The sequence below is a fragment of the Serratia symbiotica genome (assembly GCF_000821185.2).
GTDB classification, from domain to species: domain Bacteria; phylum Pseudomonadota; class Gammaproteobacteria; order Enterobacterales; family Enterobacteriaceae; genus Serratia; species Serratia symbiotica.
Map to the genome: position 1 here is coordinate 1,770,086 of NZ_CP050855.1, position 26,343 is coordinate 1,796,428.

The 26,343-nt window shown below is 52.1% G+C and carries 22 protein-coding genes and 3 pseudogenes; 19 read left to right on the forward strand and 6 right to left on the reverse strand.

Going from position 1 to position 26,343, the window contains the following annotated elements; all coding sequences use genetic code 11:
* Positions 1–3 precede the first annotated feature (3 nt).
* Positions 4–1,359, forward strand: a pseudogene (locus SYMBAF_RS08790) (IS3 family transposase).
* Between the two features lie 97 nt (positions 1,360–1,456).
* Here SYMBAF_RS08790 and ompX read toward each other — a convergent pair.
* Complete coding sequence (gene ompX, locus SYMBAF_RS08795; RefSeq protein WP_040264978.1) at positions 1,457–1,975, reverse strand: outer membrane protein OmpX; 519 nt, start codon at positions 1,973–1,975, stop codon at positions 1,457–1,459.
* A gap of 404 nt (positions 1,976–2,379) precedes the next feature.
* Between ompX and rhtA the strand changes: the two genes are divergently transcribed.
* From rhtA to glnQ, 7 genes and pseudogenes are all read left to right on the forward strand, one after another.
* Positions 2,380–3,267 (forward strand): threonine/homoserine exporter RhtA, encoded by an 888-nt coding sequence (gene rhtA, locus SYMBAF_RS08800; protein ID WP_040264977.1) that lies wholly within the window; start codon positions 2,380–2,382, stop codon positions 3,265–3,267.
* A gap of 278 nt (positions 3,268–3,545) precedes the next feature.
* A complete protein-coding gene (dps, locus tag SYMBAF_RS08805; protein ID WP_040264976.1) occupies positions 3,546–4,049 on the forward strand; it encodes a DNA starvation/stationary phase protection protein Dps in 504 nt (167 codons plus the stop codon).
* 141 nt (positions 4,050–4,190) lie between these two features.
* Positions 4,191–4,426, forward strand: a pseudogene (locus tag SYMBAF_RS08810) (DksA/TraR family C4-type zinc finger protein).
* A gap of 1,195 nt (positions 4,427–5,621) precedes the next feature.
* The gene (locus tag SYMBAF_RS08815) at positions 5,622–8,879 is read left to right on the forward strand and encodes an inverse autotransporter beta domain-containing protein (protein ID WP_160289792.1); all 3,258 of its coding nucleotides are present in this window, start codon (positions 5,622–5,624) and stop codon (positions 8,877–8,879) included.
* Positions 8,880–9,314: 435 nt separating this feature from the next.
* Positions 9,315–10,058 (forward strand): glutamine ABC transporter substrate-binding protein GlnH, encoded by a 744-nt coding sequence (gene glnH / locus SYMBAF_RS08820; protein ID WP_040264975.1) that lies wholly within the window; start codon positions 9,315–9,317, stop codon positions 10,056–10,058.
* Positions 10,059–10,161: 103 nt separating this feature from the next.
* Complete coding sequence (gene glnP, locus SYMBAF_RS08825) at positions 10,162–10,821, forward strand: glutamine ABC transporter permease GlnP (RefSeq protein ID WP_040264974.1); 660 nt, start codon at positions 10,162–10,164, stop codon at positions 10,819–10,821.
* A complete protein-coding gene (glnQ, locus tag SYMBAF_RS08830; protein ID WP_040264973.1) occupies positions 10,818–11,540 on the forward strand; it encodes a glutamine ABC transporter ATP-binding protein GlnQ in 723 nt (240 codons plus the stop codon). Before glnP ends, glnQ begins: the two co-directional genes overlap by 4 nt.
* 53 nt (positions 11,541–11,593) lie before the next feature.
* Here the strand turns inward: glnQ and dinG are convergent, their stop codons facing one another.
* Complete coding sequence (gene dinG / locus SYMBAF_RS08835) at positions 11,594–13,774, reverse strand: ATP-dependent DNA helicase DinG (RefSeq protein ID WP_040264972.1); 2,181 nt, start codon at positions 13,772–13,774, stop codon at positions 11,594–11,596.
* A gap of 226 nt (positions 13,775–14,000) precedes the next feature.
* On the opposite strand from dinG, the gene SYMBAF_RS08840 reads away from it, so the two are divergent.
* From SYMBAF_RS08840 to sseA, 5 genes are all read left to right on the forward strand, one after another.
* The gene (locus SYMBAF_RS08840; protein ID WP_040264971.1) at positions 14,001–14,780 is read left to right on the forward strand and encodes a MerR family transcriptional regulator; all 780 of its coding nucleotides are present in this window, start codon (positions 14,001–14,003) and stop codon (positions 14,778–14,780) included.
* 21 nt (positions 14,781–14,801) lie between these two features.
* Positions 14,802–15,083, forward strand: a complete 282-nt coding sequence (locus SYMBAF_RS17720) for a DUF2878 family protein (RefSeq protein WP_226020049.1) — start codon at positions 14,802–14,804, stop codon at positions 15,081–15,083.
* Complete coding sequence (locus SYMBAF_RS17725) at positions 15,062–15,382, forward strand: hypothetical protein (protein ID WP_226020048.1); 321 nt, start codon at positions 15,062–15,064, stop codon at positions 15,380–15,382. Before SYMBAF_RS17720 ends, SYMBAF_RS17725 begins: the two co-directional genes overlap by 22 nt.
* Before the next feature lie 35 nt (positions 15,383–15,417).
* A complete protein-coding gene (locus tag SYMBAF_RS08850) occupies positions 15,418–15,576 on the forward strand; it encodes a hypothetical protein (RefSeq protein WP_162835905.1) in 159 nt (52 codons plus the stop codon).
* Between the two features lie 128 nt (positions 15,577–15,704).
* The gene (sseA, locus tag SYMBAF_RS08855) at positions 15,705–16,568 is read left to right on the forward strand and encodes a 3-mercaptopyruvate sulfurtransferase (RefSeq protein WP_040264970.1); all 864 of its coding nucleotides are present in this window, start codon (positions 15,705–15,707) and stop codon (positions 16,566–16,568) included.
* Between the two features lie 55 nt (positions 16,569–16,623).
* Here sseA and SYMBAF_RS08860 read toward each other — a convergent pair whose 3' ends face one another.
* Both SYMBAF_RS08860 and SYMBAF_RS08865 read right to left on the reverse strand, forming a co-directional pair.
* On the reverse strand, positions 16,624–17,142 hold the full coding sequence (locus SYMBAF_RS08860; RefSeq protein WP_226020047.1) for a DUF2165 family protein: 519 nt from the start codon (positions 17,140–17,142) through the stop codon (positions 16,624–16,626).
* A gap of 190 nt (positions 17,143–17,332) precedes the next feature.
* Complete coding sequence (locus SYMBAF_RS08865) at positions 17,333–17,797, reverse strand: YehS family protein (protein WP_040264968.1); 465 nt, start codon at positions 17,795–17,797, stop codon at positions 17,333–17,335.
* A 324-nt stretch (positions 17,798–18,121) separates the two neighbouring features.
* Between SYMBAF_RS08865 and SYMBAF_RS08870 the strand changes: the two genes are divergently transcribed.
* From SYMBAF_RS08870 to SYMBAF_RS08885, 4 genes are all read left to right on the forward strand, one after another.
* On the forward strand, positions 18,122–18,793 hold the full coding sequence (locus SYMBAF_RS08870) for a CsgG/HfaB family protein (protein ID WP_040264967.1): 672 nt from the start codon (positions 18,122–18,124) through the stop codon (positions 18,791–18,793).
* An 18-nt stretch (positions 18,794–18,811) separates the two neighbouring features.
* Positions 18,812–19,168 (forward strand): DUF4810 domain-containing protein, encoded by a 357-nt coding sequence (locus tag SYMBAF_RS08875; protein WP_040264966.1) that lies wholly within the window; start codon positions 18,812–18,814, stop codon positions 19,166–19,168.
* Entirely contained in the window at positions 19,165–19,824 is a 660-nt protein-coding gene (locus SYMBAF_RS08880; RefSeq protein WP_040264965.1) for a DUF799 domain-containing protein, read from the forward strand. Before SYMBAF_RS08875 ends, SYMBAF_RS08880 begins: the two co-directional genes overlap by 4 nt.
* 140 nt (positions 19,825–19,964) lie before the next feature.
* A complete protein-coding gene (locus tag SYMBAF_RS08885) occupies positions 19,965–20,813 on the forward strand; it encodes a PA4780 family RIO1-like protein kinase (RefSeq protein ID WP_040264964.1) in 849 nt (282 codons plus the stop codon).
* A 269-nt stretch (positions 20,814–21,082) separates the two neighbouring features.
* Here SYMBAF_RS08885 and SYMBAF_RS08890 read toward each other — a convergent pair whose 3' ends face one another.
* Entirely contained in the window at positions 21,083–21,856 is a 774-nt protein-coding gene (locus SYMBAF_RS08890; protein WP_040264963.1) for a CDP-diacylglycerol diphosphatase, read from the reverse strand.
* A 681-nt stretch (positions 21,857–22,537) separates the two neighbouring features.
* Between SYMBAF_RS08890 and dld the strand changes: the two are divergent.
* Positions 22,538–24,245 (forward strand): annotated as a pseudogene (gene dld / locus SYMBAF_RS08895) (D-lactate dehydrogenase).
* Between the two features lie 105 nt (positions 24,246–24,350).
* On the opposite strand, the gene pbpG reads toward dld, so the two are convergent.
* Complete coding sequence (gene pbpG / locus SYMBAF_RS08900) at positions 24,351–25,265, reverse strand: D-alanyl-D-alanine endopeptidase (RefSeq protein ID WP_040264962.1); 915 nt, start codon at positions 25,263–25,265, stop codon at positions 24,351–24,353.
* Positions 25,266–25,662: 397 nt separating this feature from the next.
* Here pbpG and SYMBAF_RS08905 point away from each other — a divergent pair, with 397 nt between their 5' ends.
* Positions 25,663–26,226 carry a DedA family protein gene (locus tag SYMBAF_RS08905; RefSeq protein ID WP_040264961.1) on the forward strand — a complete coding sequence of 188 codons (564 nt, stop codon included), beginning with the start codon at positions 25,663–25,665 and terminating at the stop codon, positions 26,224–26,226.
* Positions 26,227–26,343: the final 117 nt, after the last annotated feature.

The following is a 26,343-nucleotide window of genomic DNA, read 5'->3' on the forward strand; positions in this document are numbered from 1 at the left end:
GTTTTGCGTTTCAATGGGCAGAAAAAATACTCTTTTGAATGCAAGCAGCAAGTTGTTCATCACTACCTGAACAGCGATGACGGTGCGAAAAAACAGCCTGGTTGTTTGGCGTCAACCACGGTGCAGTCCGGCGCTGGACTGAACACTGGAAAGTGAATGGCGTGAACGACTTTACCATTCCAACCAGAGCTTACTCTACCGAGTTTAAAGAGTCCGTTGTTCGCTGGATGCAGGAACACAACCCGTCATCCCGGAAAGCTGCTACGAAGTTTTGTATCGCTGTAGCCTGTACCGTCAGCAAATGGGAGCGTCTTTATCGTGAAGGCGGTATCATCGCCCTACGTGACTAACGCAGAGGGCACCCGGTGAAGTCAGGGAAGAACAATACGTCAGATAAAGAACATAACAATACCCGTCCAGAGTTCCCTAGTACTGAGGAAGAGCTGGAATAGCTGCGGGCCGAGAATGCCTACCTAAAAAAGCTTCATGCCTTGATTCGGGAAAAACAGAAGATAAAGCGAAAATAATCACCGAATTAAGGCAAAGCCATAAGCTGAAAATGTGACTTCATATTGCCGGATTATCCCGTATTACCTATCACTGACACCTAAAGTCAGGTGACCGTAGTGGCCGTTATGAGGAGGAACAACACAGAATAGTTGCGTTGTTCCATCACCATAAAGGGCGATACGGTTACCGGCGTATGACTCTGGCATTACGGAATGAAGGCTATGGCATAAATCATAAAACAGTTCGAAAGCTGATGCGTAAGATGGGATGCCTGAGAAGCAAGAAATATCAGTCATATAAAGGCACCTACGGCAAAGTGGCGCCAAACATCTTAGCGCGGAACTTTAAGGCCAACGGCCCAAACCAGAAATGGGTCACGGACGTTACCGAGTTTAAGATAAAAGGGGAAGAGCTGTATCTGTCGCTGGCGCTGGATCTGTACAACAGCGAGATAATAGCCTGGAATATGACGACGCATCCGGGAATGAGTCTGGTCGAAGATAGGCTTAGTGATGCCCTAAAAACCCTGAAACCGGGCGGCGAACGGGTTCTTCACGCTGATCAGGGCTGGCAGTATCAGATGGCCCGGTATCAGGAAACGTTGAAAGCGAAAGACATAAAGCAAAGCATGTCACGTAGAGGGAATTGTCTGGATAATGCCGTGATAGAAAATTTTTTTGGTCTGTTTAAAGACAGAATGTCTGGTATCACGAAGAGTAAGAAAACACGGAACATCTGAGAGACGCAGTGGAAGAATACCTCCACTACTACAACGAGCGAATCAAGGTAAAACTGAACGGCCTGAGTCCGGTACAATATCGAACTCAGGCCATATCAGCCGCCAGTTGAGGCAAAGTGTCCAATATATGGGGTTCACTTCACCAAGGCGGATTTTTATCTGGTGCGACAACCTACACCACAGGCTCACGCCAAGCGTGGAGAAATCTTAGAAGCGGTAGCCTACGCCGACATTCCAGATGCCAACATCAACACTGCGAATACGGCTCTGCTCGTAACCCACATCCAGAACAATGTCCTGAATTGGGTTGAACTGCAAGCCAGCACCATAGGTGAAGCCATAATCGCTGTTGCTGCTGTGGTGGTTACCGTTTTGAGCGTTGTCGATGTTTTTGCCGTAGCTAACACCAATCACACCGTAGAGACTCGCCCAATCATTGAAGCGGTATGCGGGACCGGCAGTGAGGGAGTGATACTGGGATTTATGGTAGTAACCGCTTTGGGAACGGTTCTTTTCCACATGAGTAAAGGAACCGATCACGCCCAGCAGGCTGTCGTCGAACTCATAACGGTACTTCAGGTTAAAACCATCGGCTTTATTAGCAACGCCTTGGAGATCACCCTGCGCATAGCCAGCGGAGACGGTGCTCTGACCAGCAAATGCGTTACCTGCGCTCACGGCAAATAGGCAAGCTACTACTGCGGAAAAACATGCATTTTTTTTCATAACCACCTCAAACGCGTTTTATTTTAAGTACATCTATTAATTCATGCCCTAAAATTATAACAAAAATAGCGTGAAACTCTGCCTTGAATTAGATGTCTAACACTTTATATCCTGTAACAGAAAGTTACAGGTTTAGTATATCCTATTATTTTCGCTCTATTTTCGGCTGTATTTTAGGTTTTTCTGTGACACAAATTACCCATTAAATATCTAGGTAATCCTTAAAAAAAGTGCACTCTTTGATCATAACTTGCTAACGATAAGCCATCCTACGGCAAAATCTCACCGGTACGTTCCCTTTTGCCAGACAGATTAACCTCATTTCATTTATACTGCTCGCACCCGCAATGTTGACCCTCTTCCCATGGCTGTGGCATGGCACATAATTAATAAGGTCTATAAAGATGTCTTTATCTGTATCCGGCAAAACAGCATCCACGCTGTTGCCCATCTGCTTGTTAATCGTCGCCATGGTATCTATCCAGAGCGGTGCCTCGTTAGCCAAAAGTCTGTTCCCGCTGGTTGGGGCCGAAGGCATCACCACGCTGCGGCTGGGCTTTGGCACACTCATTTTGTTTATCATCTTCCGGCCCTGGCGGATGCGCTTTGCTGCTGGTAGCCGTTTGCCCCTGCTGATTTACGGCCTGGCGCTAGGCTCGATGAATTACCTGTTTTATCTGTCGCTGCGCACCTTGCCACTCGGCATTGCCGTAGCATTGGAATTCACCGGCCCCCTGGTGGTCGCTATGTTCTCATCGCGCAGACCGATCGACTTTTTGTGGGTCGTGTTAGCGATAACTGGCCTGTGGTTCCTACTCCCGCTGGGCCATAACATGGGCCACATCGATCCGTTTGGTGCCACCTGTGCGCTAGGCGCTGGGGCCTTTTGGGCGGTTTATATCATCTTTGGCCAGAAAGCGGGCGGCGATCTCGGCCCAGGCTCTGTCGCAGTCGGCTCGTTGATTGCCGCCGTGATTTTTTGCCCGATAGGCGTGTGGCAAACTGGCAGCGCATTACTGAACCTCGACATTTTACCCAGCGCACTAGCGGTAGCTCTCCTCTCCACCGCGCTGCCTTATTCGCTTGAAATCATTGCGCTGCCGAAAATCCCGGCGCGCACCTTCGGCACACTGATGAGCCTTGAACCAGCAATGGCGGCATTTTCCGGTATGCTGTTCCTCAACGAACACCTGACCAATACGCAATGGCTGGCACTGGCGGCGATCATCGCCGCCTCAATGGGTGCCACATTAACGATAAGGTCTAGCCCCCTGGCCGAAAATCTCTCCTGAACATAATAGGGGCAACGTGAACAGCGCCTACCATCTCATTATTTATGTCGCTAAATAATTGAAATAGAAATTTCAATTATTTCATCTATCCCTATAAATGTTTTATTTAACGCAATTTAATGCGAAAAAAGTGATAACTATGCAGTTTGGGTTAGTGATTTTTCATTCGGCCAATCCTATTTATCCAATAGCCCGTATCACTCTGCAAGAATAATTAACGCTGCTATAATGATTTAGGTAACCGAATAGGACGATGACTAATTACGAGGATATCAAATATGAGTACCGCTAAACTGGTGAAAACGAAATCTTCTGATCTGCTGTACACCCGCAATGATCTGGACGACAAAACCAAACTGGACGCCATTGATGCTCTGAATCATCAGGTGGTGCAATTCATCGACTTGTCGCTGATCACCAAACAAGCGCACTGGAACATGCGTGGCGCCAACTTTATCGCGGTTCATGAAATGCTGGATGACTTCCGCGCCGCCATTATAGAGCATCAGGATAACTTTGCTGAACGCGTAGTGCAGTTGGGCGGTGTAGCGTTAGGTACGGTACAGGTGGTGAATAACCAAACACCGTTGCAAAGTTACCCAACCCATATCCACAGCGTACAGGATCACCTGAAAGCGCTGGCCGACCGTTACGGCGCGGTAGCAAACGACATTCGCCAAGCGGTTAGCCAAGTGGCAGATGAAGACACCGCTGACATGTTCACCGCCGCATCACGCGATCTGGACAAATTCCTGTGGTTTATCGAATCAAATATTGAATAAACGCTTTTTGGCGCAACACCGATGACAGGCTGCGAGCTTTGCCCCAGCCTGCTTTTCTTGCGTCGCAGTTGCGTTGTATAGAAAGTCATCACACCAGTAGGTTAAAACCCAGAGACGACGGTAAGATGAAGAGAGGTCACAATGGCGAGCGGCTGGGGGCCGGACGGTGCCGTACAGGATCAAATTGATTCTACCGTTGATGATGCGGTGCAACGTGCACGCGATGCGTTGGGGGGCGGCGAGAGTGAACGTGTTTGTCAGGAATGCGGCGAAGAGATCCCACAGGCGTGCGCTACTGCCTGTCCTGTCAGATTAAAAAGCAGACTGCCAGTAGCTTATATAACCGGCGCGGCAGTAAAGACAGCCAGTTACGGTAATATTACCGGCACATCAGTGTCCATTTCCCTCCTTAGTGCACCAGCGGCAACATCATCGCATTAGAAAAATATTAATAGTTTATTGGTTCCACCCCGCCAGTGGTGCTAGCTACTGCGATAAAGGTCAAAAATTTGGCACAACGACGTTGGCGGATATCACGCCCTGAGTTTGCCGTCCACCGTGAACCGTTCATATTGATGCCAGTTATAGCACTTTTCGACGAGTAAAGCCGAACAAACAATAGCAACATTAGCTTTATTACCTGAACAGTTGCTGCGGTAGGCATAATCAATTCGATATAACTTAAAAGCGATAGGCACTGATCCCGATCAATCTGCTGTGTGTCACTGGCCGCCCAAATATGCCCTAAACATAAACAGACAAAATCCCGTTGCCTAAACCGATCCGTAATCAGTGGCTATTCAACCCTCGGTGAAAGTTCGCTCAGCTTTTTTTGTACCAAGGTATCCACTGCACCGCGAAGTAACAGAGGGTATTTGGCGACATGCTGATTGCCACGAAACTATCGCTCCTGTGCATTCAGCAGTACGTTGGGAAAAATGAAACGTGCCAAAATTCACAACCATAATCTTGTGTGTGTTCTACACTAGAATAGATTTATTGAGAGAATCACTCTCACAGGTTATTAACCCTTTATATCAATCAGGAAGATATTTTACGATTAAGTTCAGTAAATTGCTTGCATGTATACATCTTACAAACACAGCGAAGTCTGCCACAGGAGCCTGTCTATACGCGGATTGCTGTTGATTACCCGAAGCTCATGGAAAATGTCGTATCAGCGTGAACCACAGGTGAAAAAGTTATCCTTCGTAGCGTGAATTTTTAAAGCGCAAATAACCCTGTAGCAAACAATTTTCAGCATTCTGCCCATGCCGTTAAAGCCACTTTTTTGATTGGGAGGATCTCATTTCAACTCAATGATACTAATAAAAATGCCTGAAAGGCTGTCCGGTTTTCAATAGATGCTATCCTGACTTTAGCGGAAGAGTTTTTTTGAGAAAAGGCTTTATAAAAGCAATGTTACCCAACGCTGTCTCGTTTCGTACAAAACTGTTTGTATGGCTGCTTATTGTAACGCAGTTTAATTTTCCTTTGGCCGCTACGGGCACCCTGAATGGGTCAGAGGTTGGCAGCGATAACCCTTTCCTGAAAAAGCCAGCGGATACATCTTTGCAAACGCAGGTGCATATCCTCTCCAGCGGCGAAAATAGCGCATTACTGGCTCAAAAATATCACATGACATTGGAGGAGCTGCGCAAACTTAATCAGTTTCGCACCTTTGCGCACGGGTTTGAGCATCTACAACCTGGTGATGAGCTGGATGTGCCGCTGGCACCGCTTCCCGAAATCATATGGAATGATGCAGCCATCTCTAAAGCGGCGGAACAACGTGATGATGGGCAGTTGCAGAAAATAGCGAGTCTGGCCTCACAAATGGGGGATTTCCTGTCCAATAATCCGACGGGGGACACCGCAGCAAACAGAGCCAGAGGAACAGTAAATAGTGTGGTCAGCGGCAAGACCCAGCAATGGCTGAACCAGTTTGGTACTGCTCGCGTGCAGCTTGATACCGACAAAAACTTTTCCCTGAAAAACTCACAATTTGACCTGCTTGTTCCTTTGTACGAACAAAAGGATAGGCTGGTTTTTACCCAAGGCAGCCTGCACCGCACTGATGACCGAACCCAGTCAAATATCGGGGTGGGATTCCGCCACTTTTCACCCGGCTACATGCTGGGCGGCAATGTCTTTGGTGATTATGATTTATCCCAAGAACACGCACGGGCAGGCATTGGCGTAGAATACTGGCGTGATTTCCTGAAGCTGAATGCCAACAGCTATAGACGTCTGACAGGCTGGAAGGATTCACCGGATGTGGAAGACTATGAAGTTCGTCCTGCCAACGGCTGGGACGTGCATGCGCAGGCTTGGCTACCCTCACTGCCTCAGCTTGGCGTGAAACTGGCGTATCAGCAGTATTACGGTAAAGAAGTGGCACTGTTTGGAAAGGAGACCCGGCAGCACAACCCCCACACCCTCACAACCGGGTTGGACTATACCCCAGTTCCTCTCATCACCTTCAGTGCGGAACAGCGTCAGGGACAGCACGGCAAAAGCGACACTCATCTGGGTGTTGAGCTGCACTATCAATTGGGCGTGCCTTGGCATCAGCAGCTCAATCCAGAGGCGGTGGCAGCGATGCGCAGCCTGGCAGGCAGCCGCTACGACCTGGTGGCACGTAACAACAATATCCTCCTGGAGTACCATCAGCAGCAGGTGATACACCTGCAAACGGCAGAACAGGTAAGCGGCTACACGGGCGAGCAAAAGTCGCTGGGCGTATCGGTGACCAGCAAATACGGTCTGGCACACATTGAATGGACGGCACCGACACTGCTGGCTTCAGGCGGTAAAATCGTGCAGGTCGGCGTAGATTACAGCGTAGTACTGCCGCCGTACCAGAAAGTGGGGCGAGAGATAAACACCTACCTGTTGAGTGGCGTAGCAGTGGACACCCGGGGGAATCGCACAGAGCGCAGCGAAATCAGGGTCACGGTACTGGCCCCAGTGATCACTGAAAGTCATGCCGCGCAGGAAAACTCGGCCATCACGCGTGATCAGGACAGCTACGTGGCTGGCCGCGAGATGATGGTGACAGTGACGCTCAAGGATGCGCAGGGTAACCCGGTCAGCGGCCAGGCCTCTGCCCTGACCAATGACCGCGTACAGGTAGCCCATGCGACGGCCAAGGCCACGGCCTGGAAAGACGCCGGGAACGGCATCTACACCCGCACCTATACCGCGCAACAGGTCGGTACTAACCTGAAAGCCAGGCTGCAACTCAACGATTGGCGCGGTGCCAATAGCTCGCCCGCCTACACCATCGGTGCCGGAGCAGCCACCCAGGCCAACTCGGCCATCACGCGTGATAAAGACAGCTACCTGGCTGACGACGAGATGATGGTGACGGTGACGCTCAAGGATGCACAGGGTAACCCGGTCAGCGGCCAGGCCTCTGCCCTGACCAATGACAGCGTGCAGGTGGCCCATGCGACGGCCAAGGCCACGGCCTGGACAGATGTCGGAAACGGCATCTACACCCGCACCTATACCGCGCAACAGGCGGGCAGCGCCCTGAAAGCCACGCTGCAACTCCCGGACTGGAATAGCGCGGATGAATCGGCCACCTACGCCATCAGCGCCGGGGAAGCCACCCAGGCCAACTCGGCCATCACGCGTGACCAGGACAGCTACCTGGCGGGCAGCGAGATGATGCTGACGGTGACGCTCAAGGATGAGCAGGGTAACCCGGTCAGTGGCCAGTCGGCGGCCCTGACCAATGACCGTGTGCAGGTAGCCAATGCGACGGCCAAGGCGGAAGCCTGGACAGACGCCGGAAACGGCACCTACACCCGCACCTATACCGCGCAACAGGCCGGTACTAACCTGAAAGCCAGGCTGCAACTCCCGGACTGGAATAGTGCCGATGAATCAGCAGCCTATACCATCAGCGCCGGGGAAGCCGCGCAGGCCAACTCGGCCATCGCGCGTGACCAGGACAGCTACCTGGCAGGCAGCGAGATGGTGCTGACAGTGACGCTCAAGGATGCGCAGGGTAACCCGGTCAGCGGCCAGGCCTCTGCCCTGACCGATGACCGGGTGCAGGTAGCCAATGCCGCCGCCAAGGCCACGGCCTGGACAGACGCCGGAAACGGCATCTACACCCGCACCTATACCGCGCAACAGGCGGGCAGCGCCCTGAAAGCCACGCTGCAACTCCCGGACTGGAATAGCGCGGATGAATCAGCAGCCTACGCCATCAGCGAACCAGCCGCGATAAAAGATATCTCCGTGAACAGCTATATCTTCAAACCTGATGAGGGCTTCCCAACCACCGGGTTTGAAAAGGCGACCTTCACCCTTGAACTGAGCAACGGCAACGCGTCAGATTATATCTGGGCATCCAATGCTTCATGGATATCAGTGCGCAACGGCGAGGTCACCTTCACGGGTAAAGCCACAGGAGACAAAGTCACCATTACAGGTACACCGAAGAACGGAGCGGGTACGGAAATTACTTACACCTTCACACTAAAGGACTGGTATATCAGCAACGATGGTACGAAAATGACCTGGTCTAACGCCGCTGCATATTGTAGTAACCAGACCGGCTACAGCCAGCCTACGGTGGAACAACTGAACGGGAATGCCAGCCATGATGATGGCACCCGTGGCACGCTAGGCGCGCTTTGGAGTGAATGGGGGTTTATTAGTGGTTATTCTGGGTCTGATTTTGTTGGCCTAAACCATTGGACGTCAGAGCAGGCTAGTAGCGGCCAGCACTATTACGTTTCCTTGGGCGAGGGTGATGTCTACCGCCAAAGCGACACCGGCACAAACTATGTGGTGTGTCGGCAACGTCTCTAGCCTGAAGTTCCATCGCGGTCTCCGTAACCTTTGATACCCGTGCCGTACCGTTAGCTAATGCGGCAACAAATGAATTGATGCACCACGATCATTTGGTGTATCAGCGTTACCCCGTTTTCCTCCTCAGTGCACCAGCCCCACTCATGGATGGTGAAAAAGTTATATCCAGTTATCAATATTGAAACAAAAATGTTATCAATTGATTGTTTCACACCCCATTCTCTGTTAATGATAACCCAGCGCACCAAAATAAGACCTAACGCCTCATTTTAGCGCCTTGCTTTGGTGCATAAAAATAACAGTCTGCCTCTCAGGCCTCTTTTTTGGTTATAACCTATTGTTTTTATAAAATTTGCAGACATGGCACGCTTTTTTCATAGCAACGACTGCATTATAAAAAATGGGTAACCCGCAACCTGTACAGGAATTCTTCATATGAAATCAGTATTTAATCTCTTATTGGCTGCACTTTCCCTAGCCTTTGCCGTAAGTTCTCACGCAGTAGATAAACTGGTTGTCGCTGTCGATACCGCCTTCGTTCCCTTTGAATTCAAGCAGGGCGAGCATTATGTAGGGTTCGATATCGATCTATGGGCGGCGGTGGCAAAAGAGCTGAAGCTAAATTACACCCTGAAACCCATGGACTTCGGCGGTATCATCCCTGCCCTGCAAACCAAGAACATTGATCTAGCTCTGGCTGGCATCACCATTACCGACGAACGCAAGAAAGCTGTCGAGTTCTCTGATGGCTACTACACCAGCGGTCTGCTGGTCATGGTCAACGCCGACAACACCACGGTAAAAGGTATCGACGATCTGAACGGCAAAGTGGTCGCGGTAAAAAGCGGCACCGGTTCGGTGGACTACGCCAAGCAACACATCAACACCACGCATCTACGTCAGTTCCCTAACATCGACAACGCCTATATGGAATTAGGCACCAAGCGCGCTGATGCCGTGCTGCACGATACGCCCAACATCTTGTACTTCATCAAGACCGCAGGTGCTGGTAGGTTTAAAACCGTGGGCGACTCGCTGGAAGCTCAGCAGTATGGCATCGCCTTTCCGAAGGGTAACGATGAGTTGCGTATAAAGGTGAACGGCGCGCTGAAAACCCTGCGCGACAACGGCACCTACAACAAAATCTACAAAAAATGGTTCGGTATTGAGCCTAAGTAATTCAGACAGTAGCAATATTCACTTAAACCCAGGGGGGAATCACTTAACCCCTGAGTTTTGTTGCGTCTGATCTTTATGTTGTGAGTTCACCGGGAGAATTACCATGCAGTTCGATTGGAGCGCCATCTGGCCCACCATCCCCATTCTGTTAGAAGGCGCAAAAATGACCTTGTGGATTTCGGCCCTCGGTCTGATTGGTGGGCTGATTATTGGTCTTGTCGCCGGCATTGCCCGCACCTACGGCGGTTGGATTGTCAACCATATCGCCTTGGTATTTATCGAGATAATCCGTGGCACGCCGATCGTAGTACAAGTGATGTTCATCTACTTTGCCCTGCCGATGGCCTTTAGCGATTTGCGCATCGATCCGTTCAGCGCCGCAGTGGTCACCATCATGATCAACTCCGGGGCCTATATTGCGGAAATTACCCGTGGCGCGGTGTTGTCGATCCATAACGGCTTCCGTGAAGCCGGTCTGGCACTCGGCCTATCGCGGTGTGAAACCATCCGCTACATCATTATGCCACTGGCGTTACGCCGCATGCTGCCACCGCTGGGCAACCAATGGATCATCAGCATTAAAGACACCTCGCTGTTCATCGTGATCGGCGTAGCGGAACTGACCCGTCAAGGTCAGGAAATTATTGCCGGTAACTTCCGCGCACTGGAAATTTGGAGCGCTGTGGCAGTTATTTATCTGATTATTACTTTGGTGCTGAGCTTCGTGCTGCGGCGTCTGGAAAGAAGGATGAAAATCCTGTGATTGAATTTAACAACGTCTCCAAGCACTTTGGTTCAACCCAGGTGCTGCATGATATCGATCTGAAGATTAACCAGGGCGAAGTGGTGGTGATTATTGGGCCTTCCGGCTCCGGCAAATCCACTCTGCTGCGTTGCATCAATAAGTTGGAAGCGATCACCAGCGGTGAGCTGATCGTCGATGGCCTGAAGGCTAACGATCCCAAGGTGGACGATCGTCTGATCCGCCAAGAAGCCGGCATGGTGTTCCAGCAGTTCTACCTGTTCCCTCACTTGACAGCGTTGGAAAACGTCGCCTTCGGCCCGATCCGCGTACGCCGTTTGAAGAAGTCAGCAGCAGAAAAGTTGGCACGTGAGCTGTTGGCCAAAGTAGGTTTGGCCGAACGAGCCCATCATTACCCATCTGAGTTGTCCGGTGGACAACAGCAGCGCGTGGCGATCGCCCGCGCACTGGCGGTAAAGCCGAAAATGATGCTGTTTGATGAACCAACCTCCGCGCTCGACCCAGAACTACGCCATGAAGTGCTGAAGGTTATGCAGGATCTGGCAGAAGAAGGCATGACCATGGTGATCGTCACCCACGAAATCGGCTTTGCCGAAAAAGTGGCATCGCGTCTGATCTTCATCGACCAAGGACGAATTGCGCAGGACGGTCATCCCCACGATTTGATCAATCATCCACCCAGCGTGCGTTTACAGGAGTTCCTCCAGCACGTTTCCTGATTTATCCCTCTCAATGATGGGCGATTTTGCGCCCATCATTTTGTTTAGGTCACCTAACGCTTGTGGCGGCGTTTTTTCTCTTTCTGCGCCGCTGCTGCGGCAGATTTCAACGCCGCCAAATATGCTTTGTCAGCTTCCGGCAGCGCACGCTGCTCAATAGGGAACACCGGTAGCGCCGCCAACAACCTTGCGCCATAGCCTTTGGTCAACAACCGGCGATCATAGATCACTATCTCGCCGTGGCATTGGTTGCTGCGGATCAGGCGGCCCACCTGCTGGATCAGGTTAAACGAGGCGCTCGGCAGGCTCTGTACTTCAAACGGATAGCGCTTCAGCGATTTCAGCCATTCGGCCTCGGTAACGATCACCGGGCTGTCGATCGGCGGGAAGGCTATTTTGTGAATATGCACCTGAGTCAGTAACTCACCTTTCAGATCCAGCCCTTCGGCAAACGACTGTAAGCCGACCAACACGCTGGCGATCCCCTTTTCCACCCGTTTGCAGTGCTCTTCCACCAGGCGGTAACGCGGCTGATCGCCCTGTACCAGCAACGTTAGGCGCAGATCGGTCACGTAGCCGAGAAAAGTCTGCATCGCCCGGTGGCTACTGAACAGGATCAGCATGCCCTGGTGCTGACCGCTGGCCTGCTCGGCGCGGAAAAAGCGCGCCATCTCTTCCAAGTGCTGCGCCTCGGTGGCAATTACCGGTTCAAAACGCATTTGCGGGATAATGATCTTGCCCTGTGCAACATGGTTAAACGGCGATGCCAACGTCATAAAGCGATCGCCTGCCTGCTCGTTCAGACCACTCATTTCCTGTAACCGCGCAAAGCTGTTTAGCGAACGCAGCGTTGCCGAGGTGATCACCACATGCGGCACCTTGCGCCACAGCAGTTTTTCCAACTGCTCGCTGACGCGGATGCCAACGCAGTGCAAGTAAAGATGGCTCACATTATCGCGCTGATCACGCGTCACCCATTTGGAGATTGGCGCATTAGAACAGTTATCCAGTGCTGCCAGGTGCCACAATTTGCTCATCGCCTCCAGATAACCCAGGGTACGGCTTAGCTGAATAACTGAACGCTGCAAAGCGATGATGTCGTGCTTGCCAGTCTGTTCGGTGAGCGCGTTCAGCACAAACCCTGTCAGCCCGCGTAGGGCATCGGTGAGATTGAACAAGCGCACACAGTTTTCCATCATTTCCGTTGGCAATGCCCCCATCTCGAAACGGTGCTCGGCCACCACGCTGTCGCTGGGCAGATAGGCGCTGACCTGGCGCTCGAAGAGTTGCACCTGCTCGCGCAACGTCTCACAGTGGTGGTTGAGTCGCGCGCTATTGGCCAGCCCTGGCGGGTTTTTCGGCCGATACTGGCTCATACACTGTTCGACCTGACGCACCAGCATATCCAGTTGCAGGTTGGCCGACAGCGCAGTGATTTCACCGCTAATCTCCAACGCATCGCGCGCCACATCAGGCAGGTGATGCCCTTCATCCAGCACCAGCAGCAGCGCTTTCGGGTTCGGCAACACCGACTCAGTTTCCAATGCCGCCATCACCAGAGCATGGTTGGTTACCACTACATCGGCGCTCTCAATCTCTTTACGGGCGATATAAAACGGGCATTCGCGGATATAATGGCAGTTGCGCCCTAGGCAATTGGCTTTATCGGTGCTCAACCTGGCCCACAGGGGATCATCGATCGATAGGGAATAGTGATCACGCAGTCCATCCCATTCGCAGCAGCTGAACGCCTTGCCCAGCTTCTGGCACAATGCCAACTCTGCTCCACTGGAAGATCCCCGTTCGTCGTCGAGAAACAGCGGCAAATCGCCTTGCTCCCGGGTATCAGAACTTATCGCCGCCAGGTTGCGTGGGCACAGGTAACGCCCGCGCCCAAAGGCCCCAGTGAACTTCAAATCGGGGATGATCTTTTTCAGCAGCGGCAAGTCTTTGCTGTAGATCTGATCTTGCAACGCCACATTAGCCGTGCTGACCACCAGCGGCTTGCCCTCCGCCCGCCCCACGGCGATGCCAGGGATCAAATATGACAGCGTTTTGCCAACACCCGTCGGCGCTTCGATCGCCAGATGGCGCGGAGAATCACCGGCCAGAGTTTTCGCCACTTCGGCGATCATCTGGCGCTGGGAAGTACGGGAAATAAAATCCGGTATTTGCTGCTGCAAAGCTTTGTACCACTGCCCGATCTGATGTTTAATTGCACAGGAGAGCGACATTTGACTCTTATCTAAACGAAATGATGGCGTATTGTTCCACAGACCGGCTAGCACGTCAGCTTGAGTTAAGGATGAGTGGTAGGCTATGTCTCGCTGTACTTATCGCCTTTCCAGGTTGTAGCTCACGTTTTCCACAGCGTCTAAAGTTGTACAGGTTATTTTTTTGTACAACTTTAGCCTTCCCCGCTATGGTTTAGTGTTCGATATTTTAAGCTAGGAGAAGGATATGCTCCTTTACAGCATCGGTGAAGTAGCCCAACTCTGCGACATCAATCCCGTCACGCTACGCGCTTGGCAGCGGCGCTACGGGCTGCTGAAACCGAAACGCAGCGAAGGCGGCCACCGCCTGTTTGACAACGAGGACGTGGCGCGTATTCGTGCCATCCGCATTTGGATAGAGCGCGGCGTGCCTGTCAATATGGTCAAAGCGCTGTTGGACGGCAAAGCGCAGCCGGATCACACCGCCAACTGGGCGCTGTTGCAGCAGCAACTGTTAACACTCCTGCACACCCCCTCACCCAGTAAACTACGCAGACGCCTGTTCGAACTAGGCCGCGAATACCCTGCGGAACGGTTGATTGAAAACGTTCTGCGGCCATTACGCAGCCAACTGAGCGGTGATCATGAACTGCTGCAAATGCTGCGCGGGTTGCTGGACGGTGTCATCATCGAGTACGCCACCTTCTGCATGATCCGCGCACGAAAAAAAACCGGCCCCACCGCCCTATTACTGGGATGGCACAATGTCGACCACATCGAGCTGTGGCTAGAGGCCATCATACTGGCGAAGAACGGTATGCATATCGATATTCTGCCGGGGACGCTAACGCATCCGCAGCCCCAACTGTTTAAAGCCGATCACTATTTCATTCACTCCAGAGACAAGCCAAATACCCTACAACAAAAGATGCTGGCCGAATGGTGGTCGTTAGGGCTGAATATCCGCGTTATTGGCAGTAGTGTCCGACTGATTGAACAAACGGAACCTAGCATTGCAAGAGGCTGAAAATTGCAAGGTGAGGAAAATATGAACAAGCCCCATGTCGGGTTCTGGCTGGCAATGTTGGAGCTTGGCATGAGCTGGCTGCTGGTCTTGTTGACCCACGACCAGTTCAACGGCGTGCTGCTGGCGGGTAGCGTGCTGGCTCTGTTCTTCACACCTGCCGCCCGGCGTAAAGGTGCACTGTTGACCGCGATGAGCAGCATCGGAATGGATGGCCTATGGAGTTATAGTGGCGTGTTGCATTACAGCGATCATGTCAGCCTACCACTATGGATGGTAGCACTGTGGATTGGCTTTGGCTGCTGATGGTATTGGCTGTTAAAGGTTATCTGGTTACGTCTTGGCCGCTGGCGTTGTCTGGTGCCATTGTCAAGCCTTTCACCTATGCCCTCTGCTGGAAGTTAGAAATATTGCAGTCAGACGTGCCGCCGGAAATCATGCTGTTAGTGATCCCGATCGGCTGGGCCATCTCTTTGCCAGCCGTGAGCTGGCCGCAGTTGAAAAAATATTGCGGGGTGAAGTTCAACGATCTTTGCCCTGACAAAAGAGAAACTGACAAAACACCACTAAAACGCGGCTTGTTTCACCCGGTGAAGCGTCTATAATTGCTGCTAATCTGAACCCCCTGTGAATCATTCCTATGTTGAAAAAAGCGTTCATCGTCATCATCGTCCTGTGCGCCTTTGGTTCTCTGAGCGGCGTATTCCTCGCCGGGTTAAACATCTATACTCGTTCCACCACGCCGCTAGAAGAAACTGACGCCACACCAACCCCAGTAGAAAACATTCAAGCCCCATGATCGTCCATTCAGTGCGGGCAGCACCAAAGGCTGACTCCATTATGCCTTTGACAGAACATCATCCCCCTCTCGTATGATCTGGTGTATAGTGAAATTCCGTTTTCACTCTATGCGAACAAGCAATGACGATGAAATCCCCGTTTCTGGTGACTCCCCAATGGTTGGCGCAACATATCAACGATGAAGATCTGGTGGTGGTCGATGTACGTATGCCGCCGGTTGGCCTATCGCCGAAAAAGGCTATGCACGACGCGTTTGCCAACGGCCATATTCCGAGCGCGGTGTATTTCGATATCAATGATGTGGCGGACAAAAACACCGACCTACCCCATATGCTGCCAACAGCAGAGGCGTTCAGCAAAGCAGTGGGCAAACTGGGCATCAACGAACAGCAGCGCATCGTCTTTTATGACGATGGCGACTCGTTCTCGGCACCGCGCGGTTGGTGGACTTTCCGCCATTTCGGCGCACAGAATGTCTATGTACTAGACGGAGGGTTGAGCGGCTGGCAGGCATTGGGCCAACCACTGGAAAGCGGATCGGCACAGCCGAAACCACAAACCTTCAACGCACGTTTCAACGCCGATGCGGTGGCGAATATGCAAGAGGTGGAGCAGGCGTTGAACAGTGAGGTGCAAATTCTGGACGCCCGCGCTGCGCTGCGCTTCTATGCCGAAGCGCCAGAGCCACGCCCAGGTCTGCATTGCGGCCATATTCCCGGCAGCATCAATATTCCTTACAGCGATCTGCTAGAAAACGGCCACTTCAAATCGCTCACTGCACTCAAGCAAACCTTTAGCGAGAAAGGGGTAGACATCCAGGGTTCGATCATCACCACTTGTGGCTCCGGCGTAACGGCGGCAGTGCTGGCGTTCGGCCTGCTGTCGCTCGGTGCGCCTTTGGTCAAACTGTATGACGGATCCTGGACAGAATGGGGGGCACTCAGCGGCAAGCAACCGATCGCACAGAAGTCACTCCAGCGCAGCAGGTAAGCCTGCCAACGGTTCGCCTTAAAGCGTTCCGTCAGAGCTGCTATGCCAACAAAGGTTAACGCTTGTCCCGTTGTTGCATCAGCACTATTAACACCAGCGTATTGGGTAGCATATACACCAACGCGCCCAACTGAATCGCCAGCGGGTTTTCTTTGGCCTGCCAGGCCATAAACCAGTCACCGGCGACCACCATAAAACCGAGGCCCCACACCACAATCGCACACAGTGCCCCCAGCATCGCCCAGGCTTTACCTTTGGCGAACATCTCGTAGGGGTGGCTCAAATGTTTCACCATCAGCACAACACCCACCGCTGCAACCATCCCAGCCAGCGATTCCAACACGGTGATAATACCCAACCCAACCATACCGGCCCATTGACCGGAAAGGGCACGCCACATCAGTGCGGGAACCTGATAAGTATCTTGCATCGCCAGCAGTGGCCCCACAGCATGCCGGGCGGTGTTGGCAAAATCCGCGATATTATTCAGCAGGCTGAAGATCCCCCAGAGTGCCGGAAACAGTGACAAAATGATGCAACTGAGACGTGATAAGTTAATTTCGTTAATCATCATTATTTAGCGCTCTTTTTTACCGCGAGATGATATAGCCTGTTGCCGTGAGCATCGTTATCACCGACGAACGGTGATAATAAAGTGAGCACAGGGAAGCCATACAACAAATAACGACTCATGGTGCTGGGGGCTAACGGAAATAAAAAAGCGTAATACTGCCATTGCTCCTTGCATCGCTGTCGCTGGTGAATTACGCGCCACGAACACGCTGCGCCAAACCTTTAAGGAAATAGCGTAACATCTGATCGCCACACGGGCGGTAGTTTTTAGTGCCTGCTTTACGGAACAGCGCGCTCAGCTCCGACTTAGAGATGCGAAAATCCACAGCGCTAAAGATCTGGTGCAGATCGGTATCTTTTAGCTCGAACGCCACACGCAGCTTTTTCAACACCAGATTATTGGTGATCGGCAGTTCAATCTCCGGTGCTGGCAAGGCGTCGTCTTTGCCACGCTTAAAAAATACCAGGCCATTCAGGAAGTGCGCCATCACCTCGTCTGGACACTTTGCAAAGCCCGGTTCGCCTTCTTTAAGGACGTAAGTGGCCATTGCTGAGATCTCGACATCAACATTATCCAACTTGATAATCTCAACCATTTTCGCATCATTAATACTCAGCATGTAGCGCACGCTGCGCAGCACATCGTTGTTGATCATGGAATTACCTTATACCTTTTATAATTGGAACTGCATTGGGGTTCATTCCGTTGCCGCCTAGCTGTAATTGGGTCATTAGCCAAGGGGAGGGGCAAAAAACGGGGCGAGACAAATAATCCTTTGCGGCAGTATAGGACTCGATGAGGGGTTTCTCAATCAATTTGGCTTCTTGGCTGATGTTAATATCTTGTTGTCATTTATTGTCTATCCATGGCACGATTGCGCCGTTTATTTAAAGGTGGTCAATCCCCGCTGATTTATAAACATTGGGCGCACGGCTGCATGCCCTGCGCTGTTCTATCATCGTAGAGAGATGACATTCCAATGAAAAAATCACTCATTGTCTGTTCCATAGCCATTTCTATCAGCCTGCTGGCAGGCTGTGCCACCGAATCCTCCCGTTCTCTGGAAGTGCCGAAAGTCGCCTCCTACCAGACCCACTACCAAGGCCAGCGCAGCCCAATCGCTGTTGGCAAATTCGATAACCGTTCCAGCTATATGAACGGCATCTTCTCCGATGGCGTTGATCGTCTGGGCAATCAGTCTAAAACCATCCTGATCACCCACTTGCAGCAGACAGGCCGTTTCAATGTGCTGGATCGCGCCAACATGGAAGAGTTGAAAACCGAGGCCAGCATTAAAGGTAAAGCACAAACGCTGAAAGGGGCCAACTTTGTGATCACTGGCGATGTGACCGAGTTTGGCCGTAAAGAAGTGGGCGATCAGCAATTGTGGGGCATCTTGGGACGTGGCAAATCGCAAGTGGCCTATGCCAAAATCAACCTGAACGTGGTCAACGTGCAAACGTCTGAGGTCGTTTACTCCTCGCAGGGCGCAGGGGAATACGTATTGTCGAACCGTGAAGTCATCGGTTTCGGCGGTACCGCCAGCTACGATTCCACCCTCAACGGTAAAGTACTGGATTTGGCGGTGCGTGAAGCTGTTAACAATCTGGTCGCTGGCATCGAAAGTGGCGCATGGCACCCTGCTAACTAACGGAATTGAGGCAAAAATATGATAACTAAAAAAATAGCTGGGGTGTTGTGCACAGCGGCCCTGCTGGCTGGCTGCGCAGCACCGAAAACGCTGTACAACTGGGATGGCTACCAAACGTCGATCTATCAATATTATCAACAGGACGGACTCAGCCCTGAACAACAGATCATGACGCTGAAGGAAATCGTTGAAAAATCACGGGCCAGGGATAAAGCCGTGCCGCCAGGGCTACATGCACAACTCGGGTTGCTGTACAGCAAGACCGGCAATAACGGGCAAGCACTGGCTGAATTCAATACCGAAAAAACGCTGTTCCCGGAATCAGCACCGTTTATGAATTTCCTAAGGGCCAAAGATAAAGGGAGTTTCCAATGAAACGCGCATTAGCTTTCTTCAGCGTTGTTGTCGCCCTGCTGCTGAGCGGCTGCGCTAAAAACACACCTTATGATTACGCAGCGTTCCATCAGAGCAAGCCGAAATCGATACTGGTGCTGCCCCCAGTCAATCAGTCGCCGGATGTCAAGGCCAGCCATAGCGTGCTTGCCAGCACCACACTGCCGCTGGCGGAAGCTGGCTACTATGTGCTGCCCGTTGCTGTGGTGGAAGAAACCTTCCAGCAAAACGGCTTGACCAACGCCAACGATATTCGCGCCGTCAGCCTCCAAAAGCTGCATACGATTTTTGGCGCTGATGCCGTGTTGTATCTGGATGTCACACAATACGGCACCAGTTATAGAGTGATTGATAGCGAAACGCGGGTTACCGTCAACGCCCGGTTGGTCGATCTGCGTAACGGTAAACAGCTTTGGTCCGGCACCGCCACTGCATCCAGCAACGAAAATAGCAATAACTCCAGCGGCGGTCTGCTAGGCATGGTGATCAACGCCGCCATTGCACAAATCGCCGATACTATCAGCGATAAAGGCTTCGATATCGGTGCCATCGCAAATACCCGGCTGTTGTCGGCTACCGGCCAGAACGGCGACATTCTCTATGGCCCGCGTTCACCGCAGTACGCCAGCCAGCGTTAACCCCCCTCCCTGGGTGGCCGCAAGCGGCCACCCGCATCGAGTTTCCTCTGTTGCCAATGCTTTTGCCTTTCTGAACTAATATTACGCCATCAAACTGTGCAAACCATTCACAGCGGGGCCTAAATAGGGTAAAAGGCTGTATGAAAATTCCAAAACGACTCCAGCCATTAGTAGATGATGGCTTAATCGACGATGTTATCCGCCGTTTAAAAAGTGGCAAAGAAGCCGATGTATTTATTGTACGCTGTGGCAAAGAGATCCGCTGTGCCAAAGTGTATAAAGAAGCAGAAAAACGCAACTTCAAGCAGGCCGTTCACTATCAGGAAGGGCGCAAGGTACGCAATAGCCGTAATGCACGCGCCATGAGCAAAGGCTCCAAATTTGGCCGCCAGCAACAAGAAAAAACCTGGCAGCAAACTGAAATGGAGGCGTTGTGCCTGCTGGCCAAGGCCGGAGTGCGCGTACCGCAGCCGGATATCTGTCTGGATGGCGTGCTGGTGATGGAACTGATCACCGACGAAGAAGGACGGGTGGCACCACGGCTGAGTGATGTCACCCTGACACCGGAACAAGCGCGAAACGACCACGCGCTGATGATGAACTACGCAGTGCGCATGCTGTGCGCTGGGTTGGTGCACGGTGACCTATCAGAATTTAACGTGTTGATGGACAACAATGGGCCGGTGATTATCGATCTGCCGCAGGTGGTGGATGCCGCCGCCAACAACCACGCCAAAAGCATGTTCGAGCGCGACATTAACAATATGTCACGGCATTATGGTCAGTATGCGCCGGAACTGCTCAGCAGTAAGTATGCACAGGAAATCTGGGCGCTGTATCAGGAAGGCAATTTGACGCAAGAGAGCATACTCAGCGGCAAGTTTATCGAGAGCAGCACCCGCGCCGACATAGGCTCAGTGTTGGCAGAGATCCACGTTGCCAGCGAAGAGCACCAGCGCCAACTGATGGCACGCAACCAAAAGGATTGAGGCAATGGCAGGTTAGCGCCGCTGGCGGCCATTTAAACGCCTAGCAAGGGGCGGGCCGAGAGGATTGGTGCACCATCGCGTTCAAATGGCTCTGGCCCTTAGGGTCGTGCCCCAAAAGCCGATACTCCGCGTTGTCGGGCTTGAGCATAGGCCCCGCCCCCCTCCACCTTGCTTACCGGCTTTTGGGCCTGCGGCCCTACTCCAGTCAACTGACCGAAACAACCTGGCCCGGTCAACTGACCGGGCCAGGCGAACCGAGACCCTCTCGATCACTGTCCGCCTATCTCGCACTGAAAGTCCAGAATCAAGACGGCAGAGCCTGTGTTCTGCTTAGCCTGATCCAAGCGGTTAGCCAATAAAAGCATCTCGCCTTTCGGGGTCACCGCCAGCGCCAGCCCATAATTGGCCACGCTGTCACCCTGCTCAACGGCATACTGCTGCAACAGTTTGAAAGGATCTTCTTTGATCAAATCGGTGCCGACCAGCTTTCTGGCCAGGTAGTGATCTCCAGCCAATTTTTCAGGCAACAGCTGCCAATTTTGGCCTATTTTGTCCGCGAGCTTGCCCAGCATGTTATAAACATCCTGACGCAAGCAGGCAATGTGAATGTGTAATTGATTCTGAGAACGACCATATTGCGAATTTATCGCCAACGATATCAGTGGATCTTTTAGCGGTTTACCAAATTCAGTGGATATATGGCCACGGTTTTCCCAAGCCAGATAAAAATACGGCGGCGCTTTTCCCGTTTGCAGATCTTGGCTCTCAATGCCGCTGACTTTATCTGTTGGTATCAGCAAATCATGATAAGGCCCATTACGGTCTTTAAACAATATATAACGCTCGGCCAGATCGACCTTCAAACAAGGCGCGGGATCATTATTCTGCTGCTGGTTGGGTATACACTGCTGGCTGATGGTGTGCCATAGCGCATCCGAAGAGGTAACCGAATCCGAGTTGTTGCGCCCGTTCCAAAACCACAGCACAGCCGCCAACACCAAAATAATAAACAAAGCAATTAATAGCCTGGAATACTTTTTCATTATCACTCCCTATTTTATAAAACTGCTGATAATGCACCTAATCTAAGATAAACATATTATTCATTTCGTCATAAATCAAACAAATGTGCCGTTGAAATAGTTAAAAAAAATAAATCCCATGTAATTTAAGGAAAATTATTTCCATTTATTTAGAGCCTATTCCAATAGGCGTACGTTGTTGCAGCCCGCTTGCACACCGACAGTACGCAACAGTCGCCGCGTGCAGGGAGTATCTGGGAAGGGCGAGCACTGCCCAGGTGAAAAATGGCAAAAAAAATACCCTACGGGGATAAGTTTTTAATATCTGCCTGATATAAAGGCTAATACTGACGGTAAAAAATGGGAAATATAAATATGCCGCATGTGACGTTGGTAAAGCTCCATCAGATTATCATTACCCAACGCAATTTCCGTTTACCTTTAGGCTGGCTTGAATATGGGCCCTGCACCCACCCAGCTTTTGGGTCTGCGATACCACCACAGTCAATGACGGGACACAACCTAGCGTAGATCAACTCAAGCGACATGATTTTCTCTCAGTGCTGAACACCAGGTTCGATGAGGCAAAGCGCCACGGCATTCCATCATTCAGCCAGATTGATCTTGGCGCCAGGTGACGAACAGTGCTAGACAAAATTACGCTAATAATGAATAACCCTATGGTTTCACAGGAAGATTAGTATGAATCATGCAGGCAACCGGAGGTTTCTCACTCAGCTCAAAGATATCGTCGGCGGTGCGCAACTGCTGACTGGCGAACGCAGCACCGAACGTTACCGCAAGGGCTTCCGCTCCGGCGCAGGTAAAGCACTGGCGGTGGTATTCCCCAGCCATCTGCTGCAATTGTGGCGCATGCTAGAAACCTGCGTGGCTGCCGACAAAATTGTCATCATGCAGGCAGCCAATACCGGCTTGACCGAAGGCTCTACCCCCAGTGGCCATGATTATGACCGAGATATCGTTATCATCAGCACGCTGCGCCTCAATCAGGTACAGGTGCTGGACGCCGACAAACAGGTGGTCGCCTTCCCCGGCCGTACCTTGAATCAGTTGGAAAAATTACTGAAGCCCTATGGCCGTGAACCCCATTCGGTGATCGGTTCTTCCTGCATCAGTGCCGCAGTGATAGGCGGCGTGTGCAACAACTCCGGCGGATCGCTGGTGAAGCGTGGCCCGGCCTACACCGAAATGGCGCTTTACGCCCAATTGGCTGAGGATGGCCAGTTGCAGCTGGTGAACCATTTGGGGATTGAGCTGGGCGATACGCCGGAAGCGATCCTCACTCGGCTGGAGAAAGGCGATTATCGGGCGGAAGACGTCGAACATGGCAAATTGTGCGCTTCCGATCACCAATACGCCAGCCGGGTGCGCGATATTGATGCTGACACCCCAGCCCGCTTTAATGCCGACAAACGCCGCCTGTACAAAGCCTCAGGTTGCGCTGGCAAGCTGGCGGTGTTTACGGTGCGGCTCGATACCTTCGAGCAGGAAGACAAAGAACAGGTGTTCTATATCGGCACCAATGACACAGCGGTATTGACTGAGTTCCGCCGCCATATGCTGAGCAAGTTCGAGCATCTGCACGTGGTTGGCGAGTACCTGCACCGCGATATTTTCGACATCGCGGAGCTGTATGGCAAAGACACTTTTATGATGATCGACAAACTCGGCACTGGCAAAATGCCTTGCTTCTTCACCCTTAAGGGGCGTATAGACGCTAGCCTGAATAAGCTGCCGCTGCTGCCACTCAACCTGACAGATCGGCTGATGCAGGGATTGAGCCACCTGGCTCCCAGCCATCTGCCCAAACGCATGAAAGAGTACCACGAGCGCTACGAAACCATCTGCTGCTAAAGATGGCCGGATCGGGAATTGAAGAAGCACAGCACTACCTGAACCAGTCTTCGCCCTGGCCGCAGGCGCGTTCTTCTCCTGCACTGCCGAAGAGGGTAAGAAAGCATTTCTGCACCGCTTTGCCGCCACCGGTGCTGCTGTGCGTTACCATGCGGTGCACGCCGAGCAGGTGGAAGACATTTTGGCGTTAGATATCGCACTGCGTCGCAACGATACCAACTGGTTTGAAACCCTGCCGCCAGACATCGACAGCTAACTGGTGCATAAGCGGTATTACGGTCATTTTATGTGCCATGTGTTCCATCAGGATTACGTGGTGAAGAAAGGCGTTGACAGCCATGCACTGAAAAAAAAGATGCTTAAGATCCTCGATCAGCGCGATGCCGAGTACCCAGCTGAACATAACGTCGGCCACTTGTATCAAGCCAAGCCGGATCTACAGGCATTCTACCGTGCTGCCGATCCGAGCAACAGTTTCAACCCTGGCATCGGGAAGACCAGCAAGCGCAAAGGTTGCGCTGACCATTCCCGGTAAGATTTCCCCTGCGTCCAGGCATACGGGAGTCAGGTTATCATCTTCGTCACGTTTCAGCCTGGTCGCTGGTGCCCCAGTTCTGGCCTGAGCAAACGCGGCAAACTATCAGAGTGATTCGGTTGTGCGCTTCGCCAGGCGGGCATCTTTTTGGTGGCGATAGTCACGGGCAGCGGGCGGAATTGGCGTCACCTTGCCGGTTTCAATCCAACTACGCAGACGGTTGGCATCAGCAAAGTGGGTATACTTGCCAAACGCGTCCAACACCACCAGCGACACCGAGTGGCTACCGATCATGGTACGCATTGCCAGGCAGTGGCCCGCTTCGTTGGTAAAGCCAGTTTTGGTCAGTTGAATGTGCCATTTCGGGTTATATACCAGGTGGTTGGTGTTGCGGAACGGTAGCGTATAGCTCGGCGCTTTGAAACGGGCCAGCCACTCGGTGGTGGTGCTAAGCTGGCCGATCTGCGGATACTGTTGGCTGGCGATCAGCAGTTTGGTCAGATCCTGTGCGGTCGAGACATTATGAATTGACAGCCCTGTCGGTTCCACATAATGGGTATCGATCATGCCGAGCGATTTGGCTTTGGCGTTCATCGCGCTGACAAAGGCGTGATAGCCGCCTGGATAGTGATGCGCCAGGCTAGCGGCAGCGCGGTTTTCCGAAGACATTAACGCCAACAGCAGCATATCCTGGCGACTGATTTCGCTATTCAGACGCACCCGCGAGTAAATCCCTTTCATTTCCGGCGTCTGGTGAATGTCCACCGATAGCCTCTCACCCAGCGGCAAATGGGCGTCCAATGTCACCATCGCCGTCATCAGCTTAGTGAGCGAGGCGATCGGCACCACTTTGTTGGGATTGTGCGCATACAGCACCTGGTGAGTCTGCATATCCACCACCATCGCACTGCCAGACGCCAGTTGCAGTTGGCCACTAGCTAAGGTGTACGGCGCAAAACCTGCTCCCGCCGCCAGGAAAGTGAGCAGGGTGAGTAGCAAAACACGTATTTTCACCGGAATTACTCTGAAATTGGGGCTTGAACTTAGCCAATTATAAGTGAAGGATCGGCGGTTGGCACGGTAATTCTGCGCTGCGCTTGTGACAAATCATAAAGTTATCACGCAGCACAAGCTGCTGGTAAACGATGTGAGGTGATGAAACGCCACCAACGGCCTAACAGGTTCAAACCGGAAAAAACCACCAAGCCCATGCCTTTCATGATGGTGATAAACCTATACTTATAACCTATCTCATTGGGCTAATTTTATTTGCCATTTTGCACTTGGGCAGTGCTCGCCCTCCTCACGGACTCTCTGTTCGCAGCGGTTGTTGCGCGCTGCCGGTGTCCAAACTGGCGGCAATAATGTACACCTACTGGCATAGGCTCTTCGGCGTCGGCGACATTAAGGAGTAAAAATGACCGATCTAGCTCACTACATTACGCAATATGGCTACTGGGCGTTGTTTATTGGTTGCCTGGCGGAAGGTGAAACTCTCACCCTGCTGGGAGGCATCGCCGCCCATGATGGGCTGCTGCATTGGCCATGGGTGATTGCGGTGGTGGCGTTTGACGGTACACTGGGCGATCAACTGCTGTACTTCGTTGGACGCCGCTACGAAGGCCAGGTAATTTCGCGTCTTAAAAGTCAAGAAAAACACCTCGCACGCGCCAGAAGTTTGATTGCCCGTCATCCGGTGCTGTTCGTGATTGGCGTGCGGTTTATGTATGGTCTGCGCATTATCGGCCCGGTTCTGATCGGTGCCAGCCGATTGCCACCTGCGCATTTCGTGCCGTTGAATATCCTCGGAGCCATCCTGTGGGCCACTCTTTTTGTTATGCTCGGCTACTTTGGCGGCCAAGCGATAGAAAGCTTCGTCACCGGCTTTAACAAAAAGCTTTCCAGCCTGCTGCTGGTGGCATTGGTGATCGTCGCTTTCCTGCTGCTACGCTTCTGGTGGCAGCGGCGTTACAGCGATTGACCTTAAGCTTATGCAGCGTCTGAGTGGCACACACGGGGTCGGGCCGGTATGTCGCGAGCTGGAGATTGCCCCGTAGGCATATTACTGGCATCAGCAACGTCGGCTGCATCCTGAAAA